Origin of the sequence: Maritalea mediterranea (assembly GCF_021568695.1) — a bacterium.
Lineage (GTDB): Bacteria > Pseudomonadota > Alphaproteobacteria > Rhizobiales > Devosiaceae > Maritalea > Maritalea mediterranea.
Map to the genome: position 1 here is coordinate 1014927 of NZ_JAKGTI010000001.1, position 25040 is coordinate 1039966.

A 25040-nucleotide genomic window follows, 5' to 3' on the forward strand; every position below is an offset into this window, starting at 1 on the left:
GTTTTTCGAAGTGCGAGGGCCTAAAGAAGTGGATCGATCTCTTTAGCCCAATTTTCAAGCGGCACTACCCCTTCAATCAACTTGCCGTTCACAAAGAACGATGGAGTCGCACTCAGGTTAAATTCCTCAATCGCCTGGGTCCGCAACAATTCTAGTTCCTTAAAAAGCGCTTGGTTTGTCAAGCTGGCGTCGAAGGTTTCCTGTGTAAATCCGTTATTTAGTGCAATTTCGGCAATTGCATCACGCGGCGTTTCAGAGGCAGCCCAAGTGCGTTGAGTCGCAAAGAACACTTTGAGGATCTCATAATAATCCACATTCACGCCTTCTTCCTCGCTTGCGGCGAGCATATAAACAACAGCATCAAGGATGTTGCGCACGAACGGGCGCACCACAAACCGGATTTTACCGGTATCGATATATTGCTCTTTGAATTCTGGATATACAGCATTGTGGAATGTGCCGCAGTGCGAGCAAGTGGGTGATGAATATTCGATCACGGTCACTTTTGCGTCTTCATTGCCGATCCAGCGATCTTCAAACGCCAGCGGTTTCATCAAATCGCCGGTCGGCGCATATTCCGTTGGGGTCTCGTTGTCAGCTGTATTGACGGTGCTTTTGTTCTCAGCCTGGGCATTGCCGCCATTGTTGTCGCACCCGGCCAGCATAAAGGCACCGGCCCCGGCGCCAACCATCAGCATATGTCTGCGAGAAAGATCCACGTTCCACTCTCCATCTATTGTTTGATGGCAACTTACACATAATAATGATGGCAGCAAGAGGGCAGGGCGCTATTGCCGTCCTGCCCCCACCTCACATTTGAGTGATGTGCTGCTTATTTCCGCAGCAAATACACACCGACCCAGATAAACCAGACGATAAAGCCAAGCCCGAAGATCGAACCGCCAATCTCTGATGCCGCTGGGATTAAAGTGGAAAGACCCGCCGTGCCGATCACCATGCCCAAAATATTCAGCGGCTTTTGCAGCTGGTTTGACAAAAACGCCCCCAGCGAAATCACCAGCACCCAAAAGCCCCCGGCCAACTCATTGCCGCCGCCAATTCCGTTTTCCACATGCGAGAGCGCCAGATAAAGCGTTGCGGCCCCGTCCGGATCGCTTGCCGCCATGCCCGTCACCGCCGCCAGTGAGATGTTCGACACCATGCCTGCCGCCAAAATCAGCCCGGCCCAGATCAAGCCGTAGGCAGATCCGATGGCCGCCAAGGTCGGCGCGCCGCCTTTCAGTCGATCATAAAGCGCCACGGCCAGCATCACCATGGCGAAGCTGTTCATAATCCAGATGACAAAATTCCACACGGCGAGCGTGGTCGTGTTGTCGATCATAAATTGAACCTTGTCCGCTGCCTCGCCTTCAAAATACCCCGCCGGGGCCAACACGGCGAGCAACAGGCCAAAGCCAAACAAATAGGTGCCACCAGCTACAATGCCTGCCACGCCGCCGGCTTTTTGCAATTTCACATTCATCATTTTCATCCTGCACAATTAACGTGGCTTGCACATAAGCTTCATTGGGCAGGGCGCAAATGACTTGAGAAATCATTTTATTGACCCCACATATCACCAGATTAAGATATGGGGCGTAGTCGGGGGGCGAAATGATGGAAAAAGGCAGCGTTTCAGCTGGTTATCTAAAATCAATCTTGGATTATGCGGTAGATCAGGGCGCGTCGCGTTCCGTGCTATTGGCCGCTGTCGACTTGGACGACGCCATTTTCGCCGATGCGGATAACCGCGTGCCGATGGAAAAGTTTCGCCGCATGATGCAGCTGGGCGCCGAACACACGAACAATCCCGCCTTCTCGCTGGATTATTGTTGGGACATGCCCTTTGTCCGCACCTCCATTGTCGGGTTGATCGCTGAATCCACCGCCAATATGGGCGAGGCGCTGGAGCAGCTCAATCGCTATGGCAAGCTTGTGGCCGAGGTGGATATTGGCACTGCAGGCGAGCGCTTCGCCCTGGTGCCTGAAGGTCAAGAATTATGGCTGGAAGATACGCGGCTGAACCCCAATGAGTTCCCCGAACTCACCGAAAGCACCTTTGGCCGCTTCATTTGCGAGTTCCGCCGCCATTTTGGCGACACCCCCTTTGTCAAACGCATCAAGGTCACCCACGAGCGGCCCGCTCATTATAAGGATTATGACCGGGTGCTGCAGGCCCCGGTCGAGTTCGCGGCAGACCGCAACGCCATGGAAATCGAAACCTCTTGGCTTACGGTGAAAACCGATTACGCCGACCGCTATGCCTTCGGCATTCTCTCCAAACATGCCGATGCGTTGCTCAAAGAGCTGGAAAGCAGCAAAACCATCAAAGGCCGGGCCGAAAGCATCATGATCCCCGTGCTGCATACGGGCGAACTGACCATGGATCAGGTGGCCGACAAAATGGGCCTTTCTCGCCAAAGCCTTTATCGCGGCCTTAAGGCCGAAGGCATCTCCTTCGAACAATTGCGCGACGATCTCCGCCACAAAATGGCCTGTCACTATCTGGCCGAGAAAAAAGTCTCCGCCAACGAAACCGCCTACCTCGTCGGCTTCTCCGACCCCAGCGCCTTCTCCCGCGCCTTCAAACGCTGGACCGGCCAAGCCCCGGGTTCGTGGCAGGCGGTGGGGTAGGGGCGAAGTGGTACTGCACCAATCAACCCCACCCGCGTCATTTTACGACTTTACTCCACCGATGAGAAATGCCCGAGGATAGCAATTCTTTGCTATTTCGGTGAGATGAGGAATAGATGATTGCAATGACAACGCATTACACATCAAGTCAAAGGTGGCTTTAAATATTTACCAATTGCCATTATTAAAGTGCCATGAATGACGTAAAACGAATCAAACTATTCAACCGCCAGAAGCTGCTTTTAGCGCTATTAAAAGCATTCGGCGGTGAACTTAAAAATGTAGATTTTCAGAAATATTTATTTCTGTTTACGAGAATTTGTGAGCAGGAGAAAAGTTTCGACTTTGTACCCTATCGATACGGCTGCTTCTCTTTTCAGTCCTATGCTGACAGGCGAAAACTCAAAGAACTGGGTGTGCTGGAGGGCGACAGCTGGAAATTATCGAAAGGTATTGATGACGTTCATATTGATATCGACGAAAGTGTTTCTAATAAAGTAAACCTATTTGCGGATAGGTATCGTGGAATTTCTGGTAAAGACTTGATACGCGAAGTCTACAAAAAATATCCCTATTATGCCATCAATAGCGAGATTGCAGACGAAGTTCTAAATCCGGCTCAGTTGCTAGAAGTTCAAAAAATGCAGCCATCGGTTGATGGCGATGAGAAAGTTCTGTTCACTATTGGCTACGAGGGGGGATCTATTGACAACTACCTCAATAGACTGGTTGCTAAGGGTGTTTCCTTACTTATTGACGTTCGAAAGAACCCAATAAGCCGCAAATATGGTTTTTCAAAACGCACTTTGTCTGATGCTGTTTCTAAGTTAGGTGTCGACTACTTACATATCCCTGAGCTTGGCATAAACTCAGTGGATAGGAAGTCATTGAATAACATAGATGATTACAAGAAACTTTTTGACAAATATGAAAAAGAAGTGCTCTTTTATGCTGATACTGAAGTAAAATTTATATTAGAAAAACTGAATACAAGGAAACGTGTTGCAGTAACCTGTTTTGAAGCTGATCATTGTATGTGCCATAGAAGTCGTGTTGCAAATTCAGTTGTTGCAGCTTCTAATTACGAGGTTGTGCTGCGCCATATTTAGTCGTTATGGCAATCGAAAAGATACTAATTACCGTAAAGACCTATCCGGTTACCTCCAAAAAGTATGTAGAAACCGTTTGTACAGCGGGCATTCGTGAGGATGGCTCATGGGTCAGAATTTATCCAGCACCGTTTCGTTTGTTAGGTAAAGAGTCACAGTACTCAAAGTACCAGTGGGTGGAATTGGACCTCGTGAGGAATGATACGGACTTACGTCCAGAGAGCTTTCGCCCAGTCAACATCGATGCTATCAGACCATTAAATAAGATAGATACTAAAAACAACTGGGCTGAGCGCAGGCGACTGATACTATCAAAAAACGTGGTAAGAACGAGGCTCGATGAGATCATTCGAGATGCGAATGAAAATCGTTACTCACTTTGTGTTTTCAAGCCAGCAAAAATCCGAAACTTCCTGGTAAAGCCAAAAACCAACGAGAAGCAGGATCGGCGAGCAGCCGCTCAGGAGCTAGCAAAACAGGGCATGTTGTTTTCCAGCGGCGAACAGGCTGAGCTTGAGCTCATGCCAGCAATTCCATATAGATTTCTATACGAATTCGAAGATGCTGTCGGTAGGACGAGCAAAATGCAGATTGATGATTGGGAAACAAGCCAGCTTTATCTATCATGTACAAACAGAGGTCATACTCCCGAGCAAGCAGCAGAGATGGTCAAAGATAAATATCTAAATGATTTTGCAAAAAAGAAAGACTTACACTTCTTTTTAGGAACAACAAAACGTTGGCATGGTCTCAGCCCAAATCCGTTTTTAATCGTAGGCACGTTTCATCCACCACACTCCCCACAACTAGAGATGCCTCTTTGACTAACCCCGCCCCCTAAGCCCCCGCCCTAGCTTCATCAGTGCCTCGCGTAGTTCCGCATCCTCAATGCCATCCAGCTCTGCATTCAGTTCCGCCTCAACCTTCGGCGTCAGCGGCCGCAACTGAGGCCGGGTGTCCTCTTGCTGCTGTGGAAGAAACGGGCGACGGGATGGTTTGATTTTATCCACCAGATAAAAGCCGAAATAGCGGTTGATTGCGCCTTTGATCATGTCGGTTTCATGGGTGAAGGCGAGGGCGTAGATGGGGTCGACGCTTACGGTGAGTATCGCGCCGGCTGCGCCTTCAATCTGCCCGGCATGGGGCCATTTGAGTTGGTCGGGGATCACCGATTGGTCAAACGGTTCGGGCACAATATGCGCCCAACGGGTCAACAATTCGGCATTAGCAAAGCCGCGCTTTTGCGCCAGCGGTTCAATCGCCCGTTCGGCCAATTCCGAAATAGACTTGGCGCGGTTCCAATGTTTGTACGGCCTGGTTTTTTTCTTCTCTGCCATCGGGTGCCCGTTCAAATATGTTGCGCACAAATGGTGCTTTTGGCTTGAGCCAGCGGCGCAACGCAGTAGAGTGCCCATCATGCATGAAAAAATCTCAAAAACTAGGGGGAAAAACGCCCCCACTTTAGACGCGGAAGCGATGCTCGAGTGGTATGACCGCTCAGCCCGCACATTGCCATGGCGCGTGGGGCCGCAGGCGCGGGCAAAAGGGGTGTTGCCCAACCCCTATTTCGTCTGGCTGTCGGAGATTATGTTGCAGCAAACCACAGTGCCGACGGTGGGGAAATATTTCGCCGCGTTCACGTCGCAGTGGCCGACTATTTTTGATCTGGCCGCCGCCCCGCGCGACGATGTGCTTAAAGCCTGGGCGGGCCTTGGCTATTATGCCCGCGCCCGCAATCTGCATGCCTGCGCCCAGGTGCTGGTTGAAGAGCACAACGGCATCTTCCCCGCCAGTGCCGAAGAATTGCAGAAGCTGCCCGGCATCGGGCCCTACACCAGCGCCGCCATCGCCGCGATTTGTTTTGATGAGCAGGTGGCCGTGGTGGATGGCAATGTGGACCGGGTGGTGGCGCGCTATACCGCTTTGGACACGCCGGTGCGCGATCAAAAGCCGTTTGTGCGCGAAGTGGTGGCGCGGTCGGTACCCAAGCGGGCCGGGGACTTTGCCCAAAGCCTGATGGATTTGGGCGCCACCATCTGCGCCCCAAAACGCGCCAACTGCTTGATTTGCCCCATCGCCGAAAATTGCGCGGGCCGCAAATCCGGCGCGCCGGAAAACTATCCGGTGGCCGCGCCGAAAAAGCCAAAGCCCCAGCGCTTTGGCCATGCCTTTGTGGTACAAAATCAGCGGGGCGACATCTTCCTGCGTCAGCGCCCGGAAAAGGGCCTCTTGGCCGCCATGACGGAAGTGCCGGGCAGCGAATGGGTTGGCGACCGCACCGAACCCGAGTTCCCGTTTGCCGGAGACTGGCACAAGCGCGGCACCATCGACCATGTGTTCACCCATTTCGCCTTGGAAGTGACCGTCTGGTTCATCCAAAGCGACACGCCCCCGGCGGCAGAAGGGTGGTGGCAACCAGGTGAAACCGTCGAGGGCGAAGCCTTGCCCACCGCCTTCAAAAAAGTGCTGCAAAAGGCATTGAAATAGTCATTAGCGCAAAATTCTCGCGGCGATGGGCGGGGCCAGCAGGTTTAAAAACCGCAGCAATTTGGCTTTGCCCACCCAGATTTCATTTCGCCCTTTGGCAAGACCATTCACCACCTCAAGCGCTGCCTGTTGTGGTGAAATCTTTCCGGTGCCACGGCCTCTGGTCATTTCCGTATCCACCAGCGCCATCACCGCTTCGCTGATCTGAACTTGCGGCGCTTCATCCTCACATTGATAGCGGATCGCGCGGGTGAAATGGCGCACCCACGCCTTGGTGGCGCAATAAACGGGGGAGGCCGCTTTCGGCGCAATCGCCAGCCCGGTGCTGATGTTGCAGATCAGCGCTCGCTCTTGCCGCGCGAACTGCGGCAGCAGCCCAAGGCTCAAAGAGATAAGCGCATCAAGATTGAGCGCGATTTCGTCGCGCCCATCTGCAATGTTCCGTGGTGCATCGCCAGCAAGCACATTCATCTCAACCTGCCGCGCGGCATTATTGATCAGCACATTCAGGTCCGGATGGTTGGTCAGCAGATGCTCAATCAACTGGTCAACCGCTTTGGCCTCCGCAAGGTCACTAGCATAGGGCGTCACCGCTTGAGGGAATTGCTGTTGCAGCCGCCGCAAATCATCTTCATTGCGACCCACCACAATAAGTTGAGCACCCCGCGCGATCAGTAGTTTCGAAATTTCCAGCCCGATCCCCCGCGCGCCGCCGGTCACCAACGCCTTGCAGCCCGAAAAGTCAAATCCCATCACCACACCTCATTTACAAAAAATCGTTGAGTGTGATAATTGAGTAATTACTCAGTTTTGGAAACTCGCATTTGTCTTCGCTCGCCAAACAACCCGCCAGTCCTCGCAAACGGCCGCGCCAAGCCCGCGCACGTGTAACTGTTGATGCAATTTTGCAGGCCAGCACTCGCATTTTACAAAAGCAAGGGTTGGAGAAATTCAACACCAACCACATCGCCGATGTGGCCGGGGTCAGCGTGGGCACGCTATACCAATATTTCCCGAGCAAGGACGCAATCCTAATCGAACTGATCCGGCAAAAGCGCAGCCAATTAAGCGATGCATTGGCAGACGCGGCAGCGCAATCTGCTGACCTTACGCTGGAACAGGCATTGGACAATCTGTTGCGCGTGACCATCGCCCACCAACTGAGCTGGCCGATGGTGGGGCGCACGCTCGATTATGCCGAGAGCTTTCTGCCTCTCGCGGATGAAAGCTTCAACTTCAAGCGAGAACTCACCGACATCATTTCGACATTGCTCGCCAAATTCTCAGTGCCGAATGCGGATATGGTGGCGCGTGATTTAATCTTCGCCTTAAACGGATTAATCGAGGGGATTTTGGCCACGCACAACGCAGATGCGGACCAAATCTTCACCCGCGCACAATTTTTGGCACACGGCTATATAAATGCAGTCAGAGAAAACTGAAATTTGCTGAAATAATCTAAAACTTTTTGGAGTTTTTACCCCGATTTCACCTGCCCAAAGAAAAAGCCGCTGATCTGACTTAGACCAGCGGCATCGAGGTTGCCTGTATGCAGTACTGGAGGTCAGGCTGATAATTTCTCCATGCGCGAGCGAATGTCCGCGCGTAATTCGTCAATCAAAACAAGGTCTTTTCCCTGTTGGATGTGCCAATAGGTCCAGCCATTGCAGGCCGTTTGCCCTTGCACCGCGGCGCCCACCTTATGGATCGAACCCTCATGCCCCTCGCATGAAAGTGACCCATCGGCCCGCACCACCGCTTTGAATTTCTTTTTTGAATCCAACAAGATAGCGCCTGGTTCCACCATGCCTTGCTCGATCAAAGAGCCAAACGGAATCCGCTTTTCCGCGCGCTTGCCCTTCACCGTTTCCAACACCACCTTGTCCAGCGGTTTGATGGCGGCGATGCGCTTCAGCGCCGCATTGATATAGTCGCTCTCGCGCTCAATGCCGATAAAATGGCGGCCCAATTTCTTGGCCACAGCGCCCGTCGTGCCGGTGCCGAAAAACGGATCAAGGATCACATCGCCCGGCTTGGTTGTGGCCATAAGTACCCGATATAACAGCGATTCCGGCTTTTGGGTCGGGTGTACCTTTTCGTCATTCTCGTCCTTCAACCGCTCTTGCCCGGTGCAGATCGGGAACAGCCAGTCCGACCGCATCTGCGTGTCATCATTGGCCTGCTTCAGCGCGTCATAATTAAAGACCGGCTTTGATTCTTGACTTCGACTTGCCCAGATAAGTGTCTCATGTGCATTGGTAAATCGCGTGCCACGGAAGTTCGGCATCGGGTTGGACTTGCGCCAGATAATGTCGTTCAGCATCCAATAGCCCAGATCCTGAAGGGCAGCGCCAACGCGGAAAATATTGTGGTAAGACCCGATCACCCAGATCGCGCCATTTGGCTTGAGAATGCGCTTTGCAGCGGCCAGCCAGTCGCGGGTGAATTGGTCGTAATGGGCGAAATCGTTGAACTTGTCCCAATCATCATGCACCCCGGCCACATTGGATTGGTCGGGGCGGGTAAGCCCTTTATCTAATTGTAGAAAATAGGGGGGATCGGCGAACACCAGATCAACTGATCCGGCGGGCAGGGCATTCATCCGTTCAATACAATCGCCAACCAGAATGGTGTCGATCGGCAAAACTTCTTTCGCTTCCTCAGAAGCTAGCGCCATATCCCGCGCCTCGGAACCCAACTCACGCAACATTTACTTAACCCTAACGCAATACTACCTCGCCAGTTGTAATTTGTTAGGGTTAAGCGAGCTTTAAATCTTATGGTAAACCAAAAGTAAACAATGAGATTGCGCCGCTAAAGCACTGTTTTGAATCAGTTTTCTTTGGCAATTATTTCTGCGATTGGCTTGAAATCTTTGCGATGATGATCGCAAGCCCCATGGTCAATCAATGCGGTCAAATGCTGCTTGGTGCCATAGCCTTTATGTTTCAAAAAGCCGAAATGGGGGGCATCGCGCTCCATAATCTCACAGGCCCTGTCGCGGGTCACCTTGGCGATGATTGAAGCGGCGGCGATGGAGAGGGAGCGGCTATCGCCCTTGATCAAAGAGTGCCCGGCGCAAGGGAGATTGGGCGGCACATCTCGCCCGTCAATCAGGGCGACGTGCGGCTGCTGCGCAAGCGCTTCCACAGCCCGCCGCATGGCCAACAGGGTGGCGCCACGAATATTGTGGGTGGCGATCATCTCCGGCGGCGCGCTGGCAATGCCAACTTGGGCACCGCTAAGGAAAATCTCATCATAAAGCCGATCCCGCACCTTCATGGTCAGTTTCTTGCTGTCATTCAGCCCGTCCGGCACGTTTTCGGGATTAAGGATCACCGCCGCGGCAACCACTGGCCCGGCAAGTGGCCCGCGTCCAGCTTCATCCACGCCGCACACAATTTTGCCCTGCGCACGGAACGCGTCCTCCAGCGACAGATCAGGACTGCCGAATAAATCTGATTGTGAAGTCGATGATGAGTCGGGTCTGGTCATGGCAATTTGTGCCATAGTCGAGGAGGCAAGTGAAGTGTGAACCCTTTGCTCGACCGGTTTGCATTCAGCCTATGCCCTGTTATGGTTTGGGGAACAAGATTTTAATCCCCCAAAATCCTCCAAGAAAAACAAAGCAGCAGGGAAATCGAAAAATGGAACAAATGTCCGAAATGGCAATTGGGTATGGCCCGATTGTGATCAATGCAATCAAAGCGCTGATCATTCTTGTGATCGGCTGGATTGTGGCCAACACGGTCTCACGTGTGGTGCGCAAAAAGGTGGCTGAAAACGATCGTATCGATAGCACCATTGGCAATTTCGCTGCGGCAATTGCCAAGTGGGTTATTCTGCTGATGGTGGCCATTGCCGTGCTCGGCCTGTTCGGCATTGAAGCCACATCGCTTGTGGCCGTTTTGGGCGCCGCCACGCTGGCCATCGGCCTCGCGCTGCAAGGCACCCTGTCTGATTTGGCTGCCGGCTTTATGCTGATCATCTTCCGTCCTTACAAAAACGGCCAGTTCGTTGATATTGGCGGCACTGCGGGCACGGTCGTGGACATCAATCTGTTTGTGACCGAATTGGTCACACCTGACAATGTGCAGATCATTATCCCAAACGGTCAGGCCTGGGGCGCAATCATTACCAACTATTCCCATCACAACACCCGCCGGTGCGATCTGACTTTTGGCATTGACTATAATGATGATGCGGACAAGGCGATGAAAATCATTGAAGATCTGGCCAAAGCCGACGATCGGGTGATGGATACGCCAGAACCGTGGCTGCGCGTGACAAATTTGGGCGATAGCAGCGTTGATATTTCGGTGCGCCTTTGGTGTCAGGCAGCGGATTATTGGAACCTGAAATTCGCCATGACCAAAGCGGTGAAAGAAGCGTTCGATAAAGAAGGCATTTCCATTCCATATCCGCACTCTGTGGAAATTAAGAAAGAAGGCTAAGGCCATTCGGCCAAAGCAAGGGCCCGCCGGACAACCGGCGGGCTTTTTTGATCCGGGCGGAACTATTGCTTGTTCAGCCACTCCAAGATGGCTTGATTGGTTTCCTCCGGCTTTTCCTGCTGAATCCAGTGGCCGCAATCAAGGCTGACCTCATCCACATTCGGCACAAAGTCAGAGAGATTTTCCGATTTAGGGATCATGTCCCGCTCGCCATAAATCATCAAAGTGGGCTGTTTGATGATCGGGTCCACATCGGCCAAGATGTGCCAGTTGCGGTCCATATTGCGATACCAATTGATGCTGCTGGTGAACCCGTTTTGCTCAAAACTTTGCACCAGAACCGTTAGTTCATCATCACTCAGCACTGGATCGCCCGGCGCCTCTTCGGCCTTGGCGAGATTGATCATCATATTGCCCGGCTCCGGCGGCGTCAGCGGTACATTTTTGCGAAACAGATTGCGGAGAAAGCGTTTGGTATTTTGATCCAGCACCGCATCGGCCACGCCCGGCTGGCGGTTAAAGTGGACAAAATAATGATCGCCGCCAAATATCTCTTCCAAAAACTCGATCCAGGGCTTTTCCGTCCGCGCCTGATAGGGCAGGGCCAAATTGATGATTTTACGCACACGCTTCGGGTGCAACTGGGCCATGCACCACACCACATTGGCTCCCCAATCATGGCCGACGAAAATCGCCTCGTCATAGCCGAAATGATCAAGCAGCGCGGCAAGATCGTTTGTGAGGTGGGTTATGTCATAAGCGGTCACCTCCGCCGGGCAGGAAGAATTGCCATAGCCTCGCTGGTTGGGCACGATGACATGATAGCCCGCCGCCACAAGGGCAGGCACCTGATGCCGCCAGGCAAAGGCATGTTCGGGCCAGCCATGGCAAAGCACAATCGGATTGCCCTTATTTTCCTGGCCGGCTTCAAACACCTCAAGCTCCACACCATTTACAGCGATTATGGTGGGGGGTGGGAAATTGGTTGAGTTGATCATCGTGTCCATTATTCACCTGTTCGTTCTGCGCCGCTGGGGCGCGCATTGGTCTTTATCGCGAGATTGGCTCGCTTTGAGGACACTATGGATATTTATGCCATTATTTGGCATATTTGTTTGATGGCAGACTCAAGTTTTGAAAAACGCGCAGACCGGCGCACACGGCTTTTGGGATTGCTCCGATCAGAAGACCATTGGACAACCGCTGATTTACGCACGCAATTGGGCGTCAGCCAGCGCACCTTGATGCGGGAATTGGCGGCGTTGAAAGAGGCAGGCTATCCCATCGAGTCGGACAGGGGGCGCGGCGGCGGCATTCGACTGGATGGGCGCTGGGGCATCGAGCGGCTTAATCTAAGCCATTATGAAGTGATCGAGCTGATCCTTTCCCTCGCCATTGTGGAAAGTCTGCAGTCACCGCTGCTCACCGGCAATCTTAAAGCCATCAAGCAAAAGCTGTTTCAAGCCTTTCCACAAAAACAACGCAGCGCCGTCAGCAATATCCGCAAGCGGGTGATGATCGGCGACAATGCCAACAAATCTATACTCTCCGCATATACGCCCCCGCCGCAGCACATCTCCGAATCCATCGCCGAAGCTTTTTTGCAGCAAAGCCTTTTGGAGATCGACTATCAAAACGAAGCCATGGCCCGCCGCACCCGGGTGATCGAAGCCCAATTCATCCTGCTCAACTGGCCCATCTGGTACATCATCGCCTGGGACCATTTGCGCGACTCGTCGCGGGTTTTTCGGATTGATCGGATTAAGAAGGCAAAAGTGGTGGACGGCAGTTTCTCCTTGCGCCCGAAAGAGGTTTTTACCGGGATATATCGGCCGTTTTATCAGACGATTTAAGGAAGTCGCTGAGGGCATTACGGTTTGATGTTGTGGGTTGGGCTATTTGCATGGATTCAACGCACAGCGTCATTCCCGCGTAGGCGGGAATCCAGTTGGGAACTTCTACTGTGCAATACCTAAATGATTGGGGTCTTGGTTGGCGCTTGCCTGGATCCCCGGACCGAGCCCGAGGATGACGTGGTGGGCGCGGTTGGTTTTGCGGATATCATCATTGCTGCTTTGGCCCCGGATGTAGTCCGGGGCGGCTATGGTGACGTTGGTTGTTGGATGCGAACCTGCGGCCAGTAAGTCAGAATTACCTGTTGCATTTACCGACACATGTCGGTATATACATCCTTATGCGAACACGATTGAGCAAAACTGACCGCCGTAAGGACATATTGAACAAAGCGCGACTGCTGATTGCGGCGCGCGGCTATGCGGGTACGGAAATGGAGGATATTCGGCTGGAGTGTCAGCTTTCGCGCGGCGGGCTTTACCACCATTTTGGCAATAAGCGTGCTGTGCTTGATGCATTGATTGAGGAAGAAGTGCTGGGGCTCGTCAGGGTGCTTGATGAGTCTGAAGTTTGGCCCATTGCAGTGCTTTTAGACTTTGGGTCCAGTCATCTTGGCAATGATCCCGGCATTGTTGCGGATCTTAATGCGCCAGAGGAGCGATTAGACTATCTCTCCAGCCTTGAGGTGGCTTTTGACCGTCATTTGACCCCAGTACTTGGCAAGAAAATGCAGGAGCACATTCTTCCCGAATTCGATGCCGCACATGTGTCTGAGCTCTTTGTAACGGTGAACGCGCATGTCAATCGCCGTCATATCCTTGGGGACTGGACGGATGAGCAAGCAGCAGGTTTTGCGGCAACAGCGCTTCAAGCCCTGGTGCCATTCTTAAAAGACCCAACCCAGCTTCACTCAACCATCGCCGAATTGAAAAAAGTGAGCACGTCATGATGCCAGTTTTCTTTCTAGGCCTAACCTTTGCCATATCGCTTGCGGGCTTTGCCTGTATTTGGGCCATTCCGGCTGCTAGGTCGCCTGAAACATTGATCGGACTTCCCTTCTGGCTGGTCATGGTATGGGGGCCGTCTTTGGCCGCGCTGATCGTGAGCGCGCGAAATGGTCAACTATCAGATTTGTTGGCGCGCCTTATAAAAGTCTCCTCCATTCCGCCAGAGGTCTGGCTGCTGATTGTTGCGCCCGTTCTCGTATTGATCATCTTGCGCCCTTTCGCACCAGACGCAACATCTCCCCTTAGTGTCGGTATGGTTGTTGCACTTGTTGGATTCAATCTGATCCTCGGGCCTTTGGGCGAGGAGCTTGGTTGGCGCGGTATACTGCAAGAGCATTTAAATCAAAGATTTGGCTGGCTTGAGGCCTCGCTGATGGTTGGCGTGATCTGGTTGATCTGGCACTTGCCCCTCTGGGCAATCGACTCGCCGCACGCGCAAATTGCGCTGCCTCTGTTTGCCGTGCATGTTATGCTCTATGCCATCATTATCGGTGCCGCCTATACGATCTCGGGCGGATCAATCCTGCCCGCTGTCATGATCCACCTCACCTTCAATGTGGCCGCAAACCTGGCGATATTTGCCGGCTATAAAGAAGCCAACGCCTGGTTTTCCATGAGTATCGGTCCCTATGTTCTGTTGGCCATTTGCGCATGTGTTTTTGTCTATATGCGAACTGGGCAGTCTGGCTTGAGATGGCTGCCATTCTAAGAATCCAATCTCGCCTCAAAAATATCCAGAGTGCCGCCCCAAGGCGTTGGAGTACCGTGCGGGGGCACGACAATTGGGGCGGGCACTCTGGTAGGGGAGCCAAGTCTGTTGGCATTAGGGCCGAAGGATAGGGGAATCCTAAAACAGACTTAGCTGCGGGTCTTCCACTTTTGGCGGAGTAAACAGGTCTGTGCGCAAATGCGGCATGCGCTTTTTCATGCCATAGCGCTCGATCGCCAGGTCAAATCGGCGTTGCAGCGAGAAAGCATAGGGGCCTTGCCCGGCCATGCGCGAATGAAAGCGCGGGTCGTTTTCGCGGCCCTGGCGCACATCGCGCACCAGATTGAGCACATGCCGCAGCCGATCCGGGAAATGCCGCAACAGCCATTCGCGGAACAATTGCCGCACTTCGCCCGGCAGGCGCAACATGATCATGGTGGCGCTTTGCGCGCCATTGGCCGATGCTGCCGCCAAAATTTTCTCGATTTCCGCATCATTGATCGCAGGAATGACTGGCGCGACGGCCACTGAAACCGGAATGCCTGCAGCACTAAGCAGCTCCACCGCTTCCAGCCGCCGCGCAGGCGAGGAGGCGCGCGGTTCCAATTTCCGCGATAGGATATGGTCCAGCGAGGTGATGGACATGGTGACATGCACCAGATTTTGCTTGGCCAATTGGGTCAATAAATCCAGATCTCGAACAATCAGGCTGGATTTGGTGGTGATGGTGATCGGGTGCTTATGCGCCACAAACATTTCCAGCAAAGCGCGCATGATCTTCTTGTCGCGCTCAATCGGCTGATAGGGATCTGTGTTGGTGCCAATGGCGATCGGCTTCACGCTGTATTTTTTGTTCAGCCACGCCTCATAGAGCCGCTCAGCTGCATTGGTTTTGGCATAAAGCTCACGCTCAAAATCCAGCCCCGCCGAATGGCCCAAATAAGTGTGAGTGGGGCGGGCAAAGCAATAAACGCAGCCATGCTCACAACCGCGATAGGGGTTGATCGAGCGATCGAAATGAATGTCCGGCGAGTCATTTTTGGTGATGATCGATTTGGACTTTTCGTCCCGCACAGTGGTTTTGACCGCCTCCAGCGCGTCAAGATTGCCCCAGCCATCTTCAACATTCTCGCGGCTAAAGCGTTCAAACTTTGAAGTCTGGTTGGATTGAGCCCCGCGCCCGCGATTAAGATGTGGCGCGATGATGCTGCGAGACAACATATCCGCATCGCTGCTTTTCGCAATGCGCGCCAGGCTTTCCGGTGAGGGCGGAAATACTGCGTTCATTCCCATTTTAGTCTCCGTGCCTTTGGCGCAAAGATGCGCGCTCAGTTCAAATCAGTGTGTTCCTGATTCTTAGCACGATTTGGAGAACAAAAAAAGAACATTTAACGCGATTTTAACAAAATCAGCGCGGGAAGAAGTGGCGCGAAGCCCCGTCAGTCATGGTCTGGCGCCATATTGAGCCGTGGAATATTATCGATGAAATTGCACGGCTTGTGGCGGCTGTCCAATTGATAGTTGATCACGCCCTGCCAGCCATCACGACACGCTCCTTTGGAGCCTGGCAGGCAGAACACCAAGGTGTTCCGAGCCAAACCGGCGGTGGCGCGGCTTTGCAGGGTGGAGGTGCCAATCTGGGCGGCAGAATATTGATGGAACAGCACGGAAAAGCCATCAATGCGCTTGTCGAACAAGGGCTCTAAAGCTTCCGGTGTTACGTCACGCTTGGCAAAGCCGGTGCCGCCGGTGGTGATCACCACGTCGATGTTCGCATCGTTGAGCCAAGGCTCGACAATGCCGCGAATGGCCTCAATATCGTCCTTGACGATCTGCCGATCCAGAACCTTGTGACCGCTCTCTTCGATCATGGATTTCAGCAACGCGCCGCTATCATCATTTTCCAGCGAGCGCGTGTCGGACACGGCCAAGATGGCGATGTGGAGCGGGATCAGTGTTTTGGTTTCATCAAGATTAAATTTGAACATAGGAATTCCGATTGAGAACTAGCTCTCATTTTGAAGAGCGCGTTTAAACTTGAGCATATCATGCCAAACAAGCGCCTTTTGCGCTGGCTTGTTCAGCAAATGGGACGGGTTCAGCGTGGCGAAGGCTTGGGCGCGGTGCCCATCAATCTCAACAGTGTGGGCTTGGCCGCGCAGGCGCAAAATGCTGCCCTTTTGATTGAGAATTGCGTGCGCTGCTTGTTCGCCAAGGCAGAGGATGAATTTTGGCTTGATCAGCCCAACCTGCCGTTGGAAAAACGGCAGGCATAAGTCATGTTCAATGGGCGAGGGGCGTCGGTCGCCCGCGGGACGCCACGGCAAGATATTGGTTCGATAAACCTGGCTGTAATCGAGCTGGATGGCGGCGAGAATTTTTTCCAGCAGCGCACCCTCAGCGCCTTGAAACGGTAAGCCCGCCAAATCATCCTGCTTGCGCGGCGCACCCCCAGCCACCATCAAATCGGCATCGGCGGGGCCTTCACCAAACACCAGCTTGTCCGCATGGCGCTTGAGCGGGCAGGCGTCAAAATGCATCAATGCGTCACGCAAAGCCTCTAAATTATCTGCTGCCTTTGCCGCTTTTGCGGCAATTTCAATCTCGGCTTTGCCGGCCATATTCTGGGGACGGGCAGCCGGTTTGGTCTCTTCCTGCTGCAAAAGCGGGTTCGCAATAGGCCCCGATCCATGGTTCACTGCTGGCGGTGCCGCATTTTGCGAGGTTTGTGACGCTGCAGCTGGGGCAGCGACGCCAGTTTTTGGCGCGGCAAACCGATCCACCGCTTCATCATCCACGGCCAAATCAACGCCCATCGCCTCGTACCATTCCAACAGGCTGGCAAGGCTGGCCATATCTGCGTCCAGATACGACGCGCCAGGCACAGGTGCAAAAGCACCTTTCTCAGCATTGTCATTTGGCGGTGGGGTATTTTCACTCATATTTTATTCATAGCCCATTGAATTCGGGGCGCATAGCGCCTGGCGTCTCAAGTGAACGATTTTTTTGATGCAATTTAATGTCACATCCTTGCACCTAGGCCATAAAATAGCCAATCTATGGGCCATATCTATGATTGTTCGAATCTAAATCAAACAAGGGCTATCCCAAACGTGATGAATTGTTCAAAAAAACTGCACCACCTTCTTCTGGCGTCAGCGATGGTGTTGGGCACAAATGGTTTCGCACAAGCCCAAGACATCACAAATATCGAACAATTCTCGCTTTATCACCCGTCAATCTCGGGCAGCTATCTGGCGGGACGTGGCGCGTTTGAAGACCGACAAAATGATTTGGCTGCCTCCTATTTTATGGATGCGCTGGAAGCCGATTGGGGCAATATTGCGTTGCTGGATCGTGCCTTTGTCGCGCTGGTTTCCGCCGGGCGCGTTGAAGAAGCTGAAATGGTGGCCAAGCAGTTATTGAGCGTGGAGCCGCAAAATGAATTGGCTCGCATCACCGTGGGTGTGGTGGCGCTGAAGGAACGGCGCTATGCCTCCGCGCTTAAAACGCTTGAAGGCATGTCTAAAGATTCATTGTTTGGCATCACCGGCAATGTGATCTGGTCCTGGGCTGTCACCGACGTGAAGAACGGCCAGGTGGGCGTGGAAAATCTGGAGCCGATCAGCCAACCGGGCTTTAAAAACTTTTTGGTGTTTCAAAGCGCGTTGATGGCGGACCTGTCTGGTGATCTGAAATTGGCCGAAGCATTGTATGATCAAGCCTACGAGGCGGATCCGTTTGTTTTCCGCATTGTTGAAGCTTATGCGCGCTTTTTGGGCAATCAGGGAAAATTTGACGCGGCATTGGACATTATCAAGCGGTATAATGACCGTGGGTTGACGCACGTCAACATTGAGACGTTGACCGAAATGCTGGCGCAGAAAAAACGTCCAGGACGGATGGCCAATAATGTGCAGCAGGGCGCTGCTGAAACCTTGCGTGGCCTGTCTTCCGCCTTGTCGCGTGAGCAGGCATCAGACATTTCGATCCTGATGATGCGCCTTGCCGGCTTCTTGCACCCCAAATCTGATTTGATCACCTTCTCCATCGCTGACTTGATGGAACGGGCCGACCGGTTTGAAGTGGCCAACGCCCATTATGCCAAGGTGGGGCGCGATTCGCCCCTGCATGGGGAAGCATTGGTGCGCACAGCCGAAAATTTGCAAGAAATCGGCGATGTAGACGAAGCCATTCGCAAATTGTCCAATCTGGCGAACACCATGCCCGACAACCTCACTGCCGTAATCGCGTTGGGGGACGCATTGCGGCGCGACAAACGTTATGAGGAGGCTGCCAAAGCCTATGACCTGGCGTTGGAGATGACTGGTGGCGAGCGCACCATTGATTGGCACCTCTACTATGTCCGCGGCATCGCCCATGAACGGGATGGAGCGTGGGAAAAAGCAGAACAGGATTTTCTACAGGCGTTGGAATTGAACCCCGACCAGCCGCAGGTTTTAAACTATCTTGGCTATAGCTGGGTCGATCAAGAAATGCAGCTTGAACGCGCATTGGAGATGATTGAAAAGGCCGTGGCCTTGCGCCCTGAGGATGGTTATATCGTCGACAGTCTCGGCTGGGCCTACTACCGGCTGGAACGGTTTGAGGAAGCGGTGGAAACCTTGGAACGCGCGGCGCGTCTGAGCCCGAGCGACCCCACAATCAATGATCATTTGGGCGATGCCTATTGGCAGGTCGACCGCAAACGAGAAGCCAGATATCAATGGTCAATCGCTCTGGAATTGACCACCGAGGATGATGAAGAGTTGGCGGAGGAAATTCGCAAGAAGCTGAAAGGCGATTTCAGCACCCTGAAGCGGGTGGCGGATTTGAGCAACTAGCCGATGAGCCCCAGCCCTAACGCGGAATGGTATGAGCCCGCCCCGGCCAAGATAAACCTGGCACTGCATATTGTGGGGCAGCGCAGCAATGGCTATCACGAGCTGGAAAGCCTTTGCGTGTTCACGCAATTGTGCGACGAACTGACAGTTCAGGCATCTGAAAAAGACGAGCTGGTGCTGACCGGGCCGTTTGCTGCTGGCTTGCGCGGTGAACGCTCGAATATCGTGCTGAAAGCGCTGGCTCTATTTCGCCAGAAATTCCCTGATAGCTTGCCCAGCGGGCTGAAAATCAAGCTGATCAAAGCTTTGCCGGTCGCAGCAGGTATTGGGGGTGGCTCGGCCGACGCAGCAGCCATGTTGCGCCTGGCCAATCGGCTGTCCGGCCTTAATCTGACTGTCAATGACCTGAAGGAAATAGCGCTTGAGTTGGGTGCGGACGTGCCCATGTGCTTGCTTTCGCGTACCGCCTTTGTGGATGGGGTGGGCGAACATATAGAGGCGCTCCCAGAATTTCCCACCCTGCAATTGGTGTTGGCCAATCCTGGTAAGCCTGTCTCAACGGCAGACATTTTCCGCAAACTGCGCGAAAAACAAAACCCGCCACTTAAGCGCGATGCCGCCGATTTCGGCCACATCACCGCCATCTCCATGTGGCTGGAAGGCACCCGAAATGATTTGCAAAAGCCTGCGATAGAGTATTTGCCTGAAATTGCTGACATGATGGCCGATCTTGGGGAGCAAAAAGGGTGCCTGCTTTCGCGCATGTCTGGCTCGGGCGCGACCATTTTTGGTGTCTTCGGGTCCTCGGCTGAAGCGATGTTGGCGGCACAAAGCTTTCGCAAAAATTGGCCGCATGCGTGGGTGGCCCAATCGGCAACACTCTGACGTCGGACATCAGTTTGTTTTGTAACTGGTTTTCGGTGTTCGGTGGCATTTGATCAAAATTAGCGATCAATTCTCAAGAGACAGATTTTAAACTTTGGTCAAACCAACCTGACTGACCGGAGGCCAGATGAATCGCGCCCAAATGTTGCAACCCATCCAACTGATTTACGTGAGTGCCGCGACAAGGCCGCTAGAGCCCGCGCAATTGCGCGACTTATTGGCCGTGGCCCGCAAAAACAACTACTCCGTAAAAGTCACTGGGGTACTGGCCTATCATGACCAATGTTTCTTGCAGGTTTGGGAAGGCGCGCGTGTCGCCGTTGAGGCGATATATAATCGTGTGAGCACTGATCCGCGCCATCAACAAGTCACAACTTTGTTGCGGCAGGAAATCGATCGCAAAGAGTTTGAAGAATGGTCACTGGCTTATTTTGACGGCAAAGACGATGCCGAGCGGCTTGCTGGCTTTGTGAAGTGTTTAAACGCACTAAAGCAACAAACAAAAGGCGAAAGCGCCGCCCTCAATATATTGAGCCAGTTTGAAAACGGTGATTGGCGGAATCTGCTGGAGCAAAGTCGAAGGGCGCAGGTGGCCTGATCTTAAAAAGACGCCTAGTAAGCGCGTTCCACGCAATAATCAGCAACATCAATCAGAATACGACCACCTGGATGGTCGGCAAATTCCTTGAGATGCGTTTTGGCGACATCCGCATGTTCGCGGGCACGCTTCAGCGCGTCTTCTAGCGCGTTGGTGTTGTGCAAAATCTCGACGACGCGCGAAACAGCTTCAGCACTCGCTTCTGCGTCGCCCAAATGGGCCTTGATGAAATCACAGTCCGCTTGGTTGGCATTTTGCAGTGCATGCAAAATGGGCAACGTCATTTTGCCTTCGCGCAAATCATCGCCAACATTCTTGCCGATGGTGCCGCTAACACCGCCATAATCAAGCACATCATCCACAATCTGGAAGGCGATGCCCAACTCGGCACCATATTGCTTCAGCGCCTTGCGCTGTGCCTCGGTGGCACCGCCGGCCATGGCCCCCACTTCGGTCGCAGCTTCAAAAAGCGCGGCGGTTTTGGCTTTAATCACGGCAAAATATTCGTCCACCTGAGTGGTCAAATCATTGGCTTTGGACAATTGGAACACTTCACCCTCAGCAATGATCGCTGCAGCTTGCGACAGCACGCCCAGCGCATCCACATCGCGGGTTTCCACCATCATCATAAAGGCCTGGCCGAGCAAAAAGTCGCCCACCAAAACGGACGCAGCATTGCCCCACACCATGCGGGCCGCCAGCTTGCCCCGGCGCTTAGAGCTCTCATCCACCACATCATCATGCAGCAAGGTGGCCGTGTGCATAAATTCAACGGCGGCGGCATAATTGATGTGATGCGTGTTTTGCGGCGTGAACAGACGGGCAGCGGCCACAGTCAACATCGGGCGCAAGCGCTTGCCGCCAGCATCGATCAAATAAGACGCCACTTCGGGCACCATTTCCACCCGGCTGCCCACGCGGGCCAGCAGCATTTCGTTAACCGATTCCATATCGTCGCGGGTAAACGCAATCAGCTCGTCAACCACATCTTTGGGTTTGACCTGATCAGCCATTGCCTGTGCGCCACTCATATTTCGCCCCATGGACAAATGTCCCAATTCGCTTAATCGAATTTTTGCTGTAATCTGGTGTCAAACTCAACAAAACTTGTTGCCAATCGTCGGACAAGATAACTCTATTCGATATTAAGATTCATATATGTGCTTATGTCCGTAGACCACCCGCAAGGGAAAGTAAAACAACATTGTGTCACATCTGACGCTTTTTTAGGGGGTAAACTCAATGTTTGCCAGCCCGAAAAGGGCTTTCGCGCAGGCGTGGATAGCGTCCTGCTCGGCGCGGCGGTGGATGACGATGTGAAATCATTGCTGGATTTGGGCGCTGGCGTCGGCGTGGCGGCCATGACAGCGTTGACGTACTGCCCCGGATCCACGGCGCTTCTGGCCGAAATTGATCCTGAAATCGTCGAGATTGGTCACGATAATTTGCACGACAATGGCTTTGTCACGCGCGGCACTTATAGCTTGATTGACATTATGTCTTCTGGACCAGAGCGAGTGGCTCAGGGCATGGCGCAGGACCATTTCGACAGCGTGATTGCAAATCCACCCTATTTCGACGAAAAGACCGTTTCACTGCCTGATGACAATTACGGCAAGCGCGCGCACGCCCACGCGATAGATTGTTTAGAGCGGTGGGTGAAAGCGGCGGTGAGCTGTGCTGCGGCTGGTGGTGAAGTGATCTTTATCCACCGTGCGGCGGAGCTGCAAAAGCTGATGAAGTATTATGATCGGCGGTTGGGCAACATTACGATTTTACCGATCACATCTCGCCCGGGGCAGGAGGCAAGCCGGGTGTTGGTGCGGGGGTATAAGGGATCGAAAGCGCCCTGCAAGCTCTTGTCGCCGCTGCATTTGCATGGCAGTGAAGGGCGCGAATTCACACCCCAACTGCAAGCCATTTTAATGGGAAAAGACAAATTGCACTGGTAGTTTGAATTTTAAACCTTACATTGTGGGCAATCATTGAAATTCAAAGCGCTGTGGCGCAAACAGGGAACTCTATGCACGACGATTTGACCGACAAAATCAAAGCACCTTGGCACGCACGACTTTTGGGCCGCGACAATGTGCAAATACCGGTTGTGCGCCTCACCGGCACCATTGAAGCCAGCCAAAAGCCCGACCGGATCAATATTGCCAATGCCGCTCCTTTGCTCCAGCGAGCCTTCAAGATCAAACAGGCGCCCGCCGTGGCCATTATCATCAATTCGCCCGGCGGTTCGCCAGTGCAATCGCGTTTGGTCGCGAAATATATTCGCGATCTGGCGGCAGAAAAAGACAAGAAGGTGCTGGTCTTTATTGAAGATGTGGCGGCCTCCGGCGGCTATTTTATCGCCACAGCGGGCGACGAGATCATTGCGGACCCCAGCTCCATTGTCGGCTCCATCGGCGTAATTTCGGCCACCTTTGGTTTTGTCGATGCCATCGAAAAGCTGGGCGTCAGCCGCCGGGTTTACACCGCAGGGGAGAACAAATCGACACTCGATCCGTTCCTGCCTGAGAAGCAGGAAGATGTGGACCGGCTTAAAAAGCTGCAGCTCGATGTGCATGAAGTGTTCAAGGACTATGTGAAAGAGCGTCGCGGTGACAAGCTGGACTTAGAAAAGGAAGGCCTGTTCTCCGGCGAATTCTGGACCGCAAAGAGCGCCATTGAATTTGGTCTTGTTGACGCGCTGGGCGACATATATGAAACTTTGAAAAAGCGTTATGGCAAGAAGGTCAAGCTGATGAAAATCGAGGAAAAGCGCGGATTGTTTTCGATGCCGCGTATCCCGTTTTTGGGCGGGCAGGTCGGCCAGCAATCTTTGAGCGATGACATGCTTTCAACCCTAAAGGCGCAGGCCCATTGGTCGCGTTTCGGACTTTAAGAGGCAAACGTGTTTCTTCGTATCGCTGTTTTTGTTCTGCTGGTGGTGCTGGTCTATTACGGCATCAAGAGCATTCGTGAGAATTTCAAACAGCATTTCAAAAATCTGGATGAACAAAAAAAGGCGCGCGATCAATCCGACCGCGCGCGCGGCAATATTGTTGATCTGGAAAAAGACAAAAAAACCGGCGTCTATAAGCCGAAAGACAAAAAAGACTGACGCATTTGCGGGAGCTGCACTTGTTTTGTAACTAACTTGCGCGCTCAATTACAAAAAGCCCGTTTAAGAGGCACGCGCACATGCACGACAAAACTTTGCAGTTCACCGACCATCCTTTTCGCGCCAAGGCGCTGGGCGAAATCCACGCACGACCGGTTCAGCCGCTCGGCCCCGAAGGCCGATTGCGAAAGGTGGCGACCTATTTCGGTCGCGAGCCAGGGCGCCACGATCAGATGCGTGAAGAGTTCGCCAGCTGGTGCCACAAAAACCAGATCAAGCCGCAATTCCTGACCGACCGCCAGGCGCGCTATCAGGTGGGCGAATATGCCGTCACCTGGCAATTGCATTCCGAACATGTTTCGATCACCTGGATGCCGGAAAGCTTGCCGGACGACCCTTGGCCCCAAGGGATTGGGCTGGAAGCGATCACGGCGGCGCAATTGTTGGTGACGACGCGGGTGGATCTGATCAATGCCGAAACCATTCATCAAAACGCCCTCAAAGGGTTCCGGCGGGCGAGCCTCTTCTATGCCAAGGTGGAAGAGGGGATGGCGGAAATCGCCACCGACTTCTTGCCGGACAAGGACGGGTTCACCCGACTTGAATTTGCCGGGGCAGGGATATCCGATGTGCGGCGCGGCGTGATTGCCCGCTATCTGCTGGAAGTGGAGACGTTCAGGTCGCTAGCCTTGGTGGCGCTGCCGGTGGCGCAGGATATTGGCCCCAAAGTGGATAATGTGGAGCGCGGGCTCGAAAATATTCTCAAGCGGCTGAACAGCGAACCTGATTCCGAGAATAATGAGGAACTTCTGGCTGAACTGAACAAACTGGCGCTGGAAACCGCGAATTTTCACAACGAAACCAATACGCTTTTTGCCGCCAGCTATTCCTATGATCAGCTGGTGCGGCATCGGCTGGGGCTGTTGGAAGAAAAGCGGGTGACTGGCCATACCAATATGGCGCGCTATTTGAGCAATCGTATGGACCCCGCCATGTCCACCTGCGCTGCATTGCAGAGCCGATTAAACGCATTGACGGATCGACTGACCCGCGCTGCCGAATTGCTGAACACCAAGGTGTCGATCGAGATTCACAAGCAAAACCAGGATGCGCTGAAAGCCATTTCCGATACCAGCGTGAGCCAATATAAATTGCAAACAACGGTGGAGGGGCTTTCCACCATCGCCATCACCTATTATGCGCTGGGTGTTATCGGCTATATTGTGGCCGGGCTGAATATTGAAGGTATGCCCTCAAAGAGCTTTGTGCTGGCGATTGCCGCGCCTTTTGTGTTGGCGCTCACATGGCTGGCCATGCGGCATATCAGGCAATTGCACAATAAGCATTAGC

27 protein-coding genes are annotated in these 25040 nt (G+C 53.2%); 16 read left to right on the forward strand and 11 right to left on the reverse strand.

Annotated elements, in window-relative coordinates; translation table 11 throughout:
* Positions 1 to 20: 20 nt before the first annotated feature.
* Both L1I42_RS04915 and L1I42_RS04920 read right to left on the reverse strand, forming a co-directional pair.
* Positions 21 to 719: a thioredoxin domain-containing protein gene (locus tag L1I42_RS04915; protein WP_236113369.1), complete on the reverse strand. Its 699-nt coding sequence runs from the start codon at positions 717 to 719 to the stop codon at positions 21 to 23.
* Positions 720 to 832: 113 nt separating this feature from the next.
* Entirely contained in the window at positions 833 to 1486 is a 654-nt protein-coding gene (locus L1I42_RS04920) for a DUF4386 family protein (protein ID WP_236113370.1), read from the reverse strand.
* A gap of 128 nt (positions 1487 to 1614) precedes the next feature.
* On the opposite strand from L1I42_RS04920, the gene L1I42_RS04925 reads away from it, so the two are divergent.
* From L1I42_RS04925 to L1I42_RS04935, 3 genes are all read left to right on the forward strand, one after another.
* Positions 1615 to 2634: an AraC family transcriptional regulator gene (locus L1I42_RS04925; RefSeq protein WP_236113371.1), complete on the forward strand. Its 1020-nt coding sequence runs from the start codon at positions 1615 to 1617 to the stop codon at positions 2632 to 2634.
* A gap of 194 nt (positions 2635 to 2828) precedes the next feature.
* Positions 2829 to 3743, forward strand: a complete 915-nt coding sequence (locus L1I42_RS04930) for a DUF488 domain-containing protein (RefSeq protein WP_236113372.1) — start codon at positions 2829 to 2831, stop codon at positions 3741 to 3743.
* A 5-nt stretch (positions 3744 to 3748) separates the two neighbouring features.
* Positions 3749 to 4567, forward strand: coding sequence for a DUF8758 domain-containing protein (locus L1I42_RS04935; protein WP_236113373.1), 819 nt, complete (start codon positions 3749 to 3751; stop codon positions 4565 to 4567).
* Here the strand turns inward: L1I42_RS04935 and L1I42_RS04940 are convergent, their stop codons facing one another.
* On the reverse strand, positions 4568 to 5080 hold the full coding sequence (locus L1I42_RS04940) for a DUF721 domain-containing protein (protein WP_236113374.1): 513 nt from the start codon (positions 5078 to 5080) through the stop codon (positions 4568 to 4570).
* 79 nt (positions 5081 to 5159) lie between these two features.
* On the opposite strand from L1I42_RS04940, the gene mutY reads away from it, so the two are divergent.
* Positions 5160 to 6230, forward strand: coding sequence for an A/G-specific adenine glycosylase (gene mutY / locus L1I42_RS04945; protein WP_236113375.1), 1071 nt, complete (start codon positions 5160 to 5162; stop codon positions 6228 to 6230).
* Between the two features lie 3 nt (positions 6231 to 6233).
* Here the strand turns inward: mutY and L1I42_RS04950 are convergent, their stop codons facing one another.
* Positions 6234 to 6983, reverse strand: coding sequence for an SDR family oxidoreductase (locus tag L1I42_RS04950; RefSeq protein WP_236113376.1), 750 nt, complete (start codon positions 6981 to 6983; stop codon positions 6234 to 6236).
* A 71-nt stretch (positions 6984 to 7054) separates the two neighbouring features.
* On the opposite strand from L1I42_RS04950, the gene L1I42_RS04955 reads away from it, so the two are divergent.
* Positions 7055 to 7672, forward strand: a complete 618-nt coding sequence (locus L1I42_RS04955; protein ID WP_236113377.1) for a TetR/AcrR family transcriptional regulator — start codon at positions 7055 to 7057, stop codon at positions 7670 to 7672.
* Between the two features lie 122 nt (positions 7673 to 7794).
* Here the strand turns inward: L1I42_RS04955 and L1I42_RS04960 are convergent, their stop codons facing one another.
* Positions 7795 to 8907: a site-specific DNA-methyltransferase gene (locus tag L1I42_RS04960; RefSeq protein WP_236113378.1), complete on the reverse strand. Its 1113-nt coding sequence runs from the start codon at positions 8905 to 8907 to the stop codon at positions 7795 to 7797.
* A gap of 155 nt (positions 8908 to 9062) precedes the next feature.
* Complete coding sequence (gene rnhB / locus L1I42_RS04965; RefSeq protein ID WP_236113379.1) at positions 9063 to 9725, reverse strand: ribonuclease HII; 663 nt, start codon at positions 9723 to 9725, stop codon at positions 9063 to 9065.
* A gap of 152 nt (positions 9726 to 9877) precedes the next feature.
* Here rnhB and L1I42_RS04970 point away from each other — a divergent pair, with 152 nt between their 5' ends.
* Positions 9878 to 10684 (forward strand): mechanosensitive ion channel family protein, encoded by an 807-nt coding sequence (locus L1I42_RS04970; RefSeq protein WP_236113380.1) that lies wholly within the window; start codon positions 9878 to 9880, stop codon positions 10682 to 10684.
* 62 nt (positions 10685 to 10746) lie between these two features.
* Here the strand turns inward: L1I42_RS04970 and L1I42_RS04975 are convergent, their stop codons facing one another.
* Positions 10747 to 11691, reverse strand: coding sequence for an alpha/beta fold hydrolase (locus L1I42_RS04975; RefSeq protein WP_236113381.1), 945 nt, complete (start codon positions 11689 to 11691; stop codon positions 10747 to 10749).
* Between the two features lie 75 nt (positions 11692 to 11766).
* On the opposite strand from L1I42_RS04975, the gene L1I42_RS04980 reads away from it, so the two are divergent.
* The 3 genes from L1I42_RS04980 (at position 11767) to L1I42_RS04990 (ending at position 14254) form a co-directional block, all read left to right on the forward strand.
* A complete protein-coding gene (locus tag L1I42_RS04980) occupies positions 11767 to 12537 on the forward strand; it encodes a helix-turn-helix transcriptional regulator (protein ID WP_236113382.1) in 771 nt (256 codons plus the stop codon).
* Positions 12538 to 12890: 353 nt separating this feature from the next.
* Positions 12891 to 13487 (forward strand): TetR/AcrR family transcriptional regulator, encoded by a 597-nt coding sequence (locus tag L1I42_RS04985; RefSeq protein ID WP_236113383.1) that lies wholly within the window; start codon positions 12891 to 12893, stop codon positions 13485 to 13487.
* Positions 13484 to 14254: a CPBP family intramembrane glutamic endopeptidase gene (locus L1I42_RS04990; protein WP_236113384.1), complete on the forward strand. Its 771-nt coding sequence runs from the start codon at positions 13484 to 13486 to the stop codon at positions 14252 to 14254. The genes L1I42_RS04985 and L1I42_RS04990 overlap by 4 nt, the downstream gene beginning before the upstream one ends.
* Positions 14255 to 14392: 138 nt before the next feature.
* Here L1I42_RS04990 and L1I42_RS04995 read toward each other — a convergent pair whose 3' ends face one another.
* The 3 genes from L1I42_RS04995 to L1I42_RS05005 form a co-directional block, all read right to left on the reverse strand.
* Positions 14393 to 15541 carry a PA0069 family radical SAM protein gene (locus L1I42_RS04995; RefSeq protein WP_236113385.1) on the reverse strand — a complete coding sequence of 383 codons (1149 nt, stop codon included), beginning with the start codon at positions 15539 to 15541 and terminating at the stop codon, positions 14393 to 14395.
* A 152-nt stretch (positions 15542 to 15693) separates the two neighbouring features.
* Positions 15694 to 16242 (reverse strand): molybdenum cofactor biosynthesis protein B, encoded by a 549-nt coding sequence (gene moaB / locus L1I42_RS05000; RefSeq protein ID WP_236113386.1) that lies wholly within the window; start codon positions 16240 to 16242, stop codon positions 15694 to 15696.
* Between the two features lie 18 nt (positions 16243 to 16260).
* Positions 16261 to 17196 (reverse strand): uracil-DNA glycosylase, encoded by a 936-nt coding sequence (locus L1I42_RS05005; RefSeq protein ID WP_236113387.1) that lies wholly within the window; start codon positions 17194 to 17196, stop codon positions 16261 to 16263.
* Positions 17197 to 17370: 174 nt separating this feature from the next.
* Between L1I42_RS05005 and L1I42_RS05010 the strand changes: the two genes are divergently transcribed.
* The 3 genes from L1I42_RS05010 to L1I42_RS05020 all read left to right on the forward strand — a co-directional run bounded on the left by L1I42_RS05010 (position 17371) and on the right by L1I42_RS05020 (position 20581).
* Positions 17371 to 19098 carry a tetratricopeptide repeat protein gene (locus tag L1I42_RS05010; RefSeq protein WP_236113388.1) on the forward strand — a complete coding sequence of 576 codons (1728 nt, stop codon included), beginning with the start codon at positions 17371 to 17373 and terminating at the stop codon, positions 19096 to 19098.
* A gap of 3 nt (positions 19099 to 19101) precedes the next feature.
* On the forward strand, positions 19102 to 19983 hold the full coding sequence (locus tag L1I42_RS05015) for a 4-(cytidine 5'-diphospho)-2-C-methyl-D-erythritol kinase (RefSeq protein ID WP_236113389.1): 882 nt from the start codon (positions 19102 to 19104) through the stop codon (positions 19981 to 19983).
* 127 nt (positions 19984 to 20110) lie between these two features.
* Positions 20111 to 20581 carry a BLUF domain-containing protein gene (locus L1I42_RS05020; protein ID WP_236113390.1) on the forward strand — a complete coding sequence of 157 codons (471 nt, stop codon included), beginning with the start codon at positions 20111 to 20113 and terminating at the stop codon, positions 20579 to 20581.
* 14 nt (positions 20582 to 20595) lie between these two features.
* Here the strand turns inward: L1I42_RS05020 and L1I42_RS05025 are convergent, their stop codons facing one another.
* The gene (locus L1I42_RS05025) at positions 20596 to 21630 is read right to left on the reverse strand and encodes a polyprenyl synthetase family protein (protein WP_439651488.1); all 1035 of its coding nucleotides are present in this window, start codon (positions 21628 to 21630) and stop codon (positions 20596 to 20598) included.
* Positions 21631 to 21747: 117 nt separating this feature from the next.
* On the opposite strand from L1I42_RS05025, the gene L1I42_RS05030 reads away from it, so the two are divergent.
* The 4 genes from L1I42_RS05030 (at position 21748) to L1I42_RS05045 (ending at position 25039) form a co-directional block, all read left to right on the forward strand.
* Entirely contained in the window at positions 21748 to 22533 is a 786-nt protein-coding gene (locus L1I42_RS05030; protein ID WP_236113392.1) for a tRNA1(Val) (adenine(37)-N6)-methyltransferase, read from the forward strand.
* A gap of 71 nt (positions 22534 to 22604) precedes the next feature.
* Positions 22605 to 23471 (forward strand): S49 family peptidase, encoded by an 867-nt coding sequence (locus L1I42_RS05035; RefSeq protein WP_236113393.1) that lies wholly within the window; start codon positions 22605 to 22607, stop codon positions 23469 to 23471.
* Positions 23472 to 23480: 9 nt separating this feature from the next.
* On the forward strand, positions 23481 to 23690 hold the full coding sequence (locus tag L1I42_RS05040) for a hypothetical protein (protein WP_236113394.1): 210 nt from the start codon (positions 23481 to 23483) through the stop codon (positions 23688 to 23690).
* Between the two features lie 80 nt (positions 23691 to 23770).
* Positions 23771 to 25039 (forward strand): DUF3422 family protein, encoded by a 1269-nt coding sequence (locus tag L1I42_RS05045; RefSeq protein ID WP_236113395.1) that lies wholly within the window; start codon positions 23771 to 23773, stop codon positions 25037 to 25039.
* Position 25040: the final 1 nt, after the last annotated feature.

What these genes read in the sequence shown, in the direction of transcription:
- L1I42_RS04920 (WP_236113370.1), bottom strand. Translation starts at nt 1,486, where the DNA reads ATGATGAATGTGAAATTGCAAAAAGCCGGCGGCGTGGCAGGCATTGTA.
- L1I42_RS04925 (WP_236113371.1), top strand. Translation starts at nt 1,615, where the DNA reads ATGATGGAAAAAGGCAGCGTTTCAGCTGGTTATCTAAAATCAATCTTG.
- L1I42_RS04930 (WP_236113372.1), top strand. Translation starts at nt 2,829, where the DNA reads ATGAATGACGTAAAACGAATCAAACTATTCAACCGCCAGAAGCTGCTT.
- L1I42_RS04935 (WP_236113373.1), top strand. Translation starts at nt 3,749, where the DNA reads ATGGCAATCGAAAAGATACTAATTACCGTAAAGACCTATCCGGTTACC.
- L1I42_RS04940 (WP_236113374.1), bottom strand. Translation starts at nt 5,080, where the DNA reads ATGGCAGAGAAGAAAAAAACCAGGCCGTACAAACATTGGAACCGCGCC.
- mutY (WP_236113375.1), top strand. Translation starts at nt 5,160, where the DNA reads ATGCATGAAAAAATCTCAAAAACTAGGGGGAAAAACGCCCCCACTTTA.
- L1I42_RS04950 (WP_236113376.1), bottom strand. Translation starts at nt 6,983, where the DNA reads ATGGGATTTGACTTTTCGGGCTGCAAGGCGTTGGTGACCGGCGGCGCG.
- L1I42_RS04960 (WP_236113378.1), bottom strand. Translation starts at nt 8,907, where the DNA reads ATGGCGCTAGCTTCTGAGGAAGCGAAAGAAGTTTTGCCGATCGACACC.
- rnhB (WP_236113379.1), bottom strand. Translation starts at nt 9,725, where the DNA reads ATGACCAGACCCGACTCATCATCGACTTCACAATCAGATTTATTCGGC.
- L1I42_RS04970 (WP_236113380.1), top strand. Translation starts at nt 9,878, where the DNA reads ATGGAACAAATGTCCGAAATGGCAATTGGGTATGGCCCGATTGTGATC.
- L1I42_RS04975 (WP_236113381.1), bottom strand. Translation starts at nt 11,691, where the DNA reads ATGGACACGATGATCAACTCAACCAATTTCCCACCCCCCACCATAATC.
- L1I42_RS04980 (WP_236113382.1), top strand. Translation starts at nt 11,767, where the DNA reads ATGGATATTTATGCCATTATTTGGCATATTTGTTTGATGGCAGACTCA.
- L1I42_RS04990 (WP_236113384.1), top strand. Translation starts at nt 13,484, where the DNA reads ATGATGCCAGTTTTCTTTCTAGGCCTAACCTTTGCCATATCGCTTGCG.
- L1I42_RS04995 (WP_236113385.1), bottom strand. Translation starts at nt 15,541, where the DNA reads ATGAACGCAGTATTTCCGCCCTCACCGGAAAGCCTGGCGCGCATTGCG.
- moaB (WP_236113386.1), bottom strand. Translation starts at nt 16,242, where the DNA reads ATGTTCAAATTTAATCTTGATGAAACCAAAACACTGATCCCGCTCCAC.
- L1I42_RS05005 (WP_236113387.1), bottom strand. Translation starts at nt 17,196, where the DNA reads ATGAGTGAAAATACCCCACCGCCAAATGACAATGCTGAGAAAGGTGCT.
- L1I42_RS05010 (WP_236113388.1), top strand. Translation starts at nt 17,371, where the DNA reads ATGAATTGTTCAAAAAAACTGCACCACCTTCTTCTGGCGTCAGCGATG.
- L1I42_RS05015 (WP_236113389.1), top strand. Translation starts at nt 19,102, where the DNA reads ATGAGCCCCAGCCCTAACGCGGAATGGTATGAGCCCGCCCCGGCCAAG.
- L1I42_RS05020 (WP_236113390.1), top strand. Translation starts at nt 20,111, where the DNA reads ATGAATCGCGCCCAAATGTTGCAACCCATCCAACTGATTTACGTGAGT.
- L1I42_RS05030 (WP_236113392.1), top strand. Translation starts at nt 21,748, where the DNA reads ATGTCCGTAGACCACCCGCAAGGGAAAGTAAAACAACATTGTGTCACA.
- L1I42_RS05035 (WP_236113393.1), top strand. Translation starts at nt 22,605, where the DNA reads ATGCACGACGATTTGACCGACAAAATCAAAGCACCTTGGCACGCACGA.
- L1I42_RS05045 (WP_236113395.1), top strand. Translation starts at nt 23,771, where the DNA reads ATGCACGACAAAACTTTGCAGTTCACCGACCATCCTTTTCGCGCCAAG.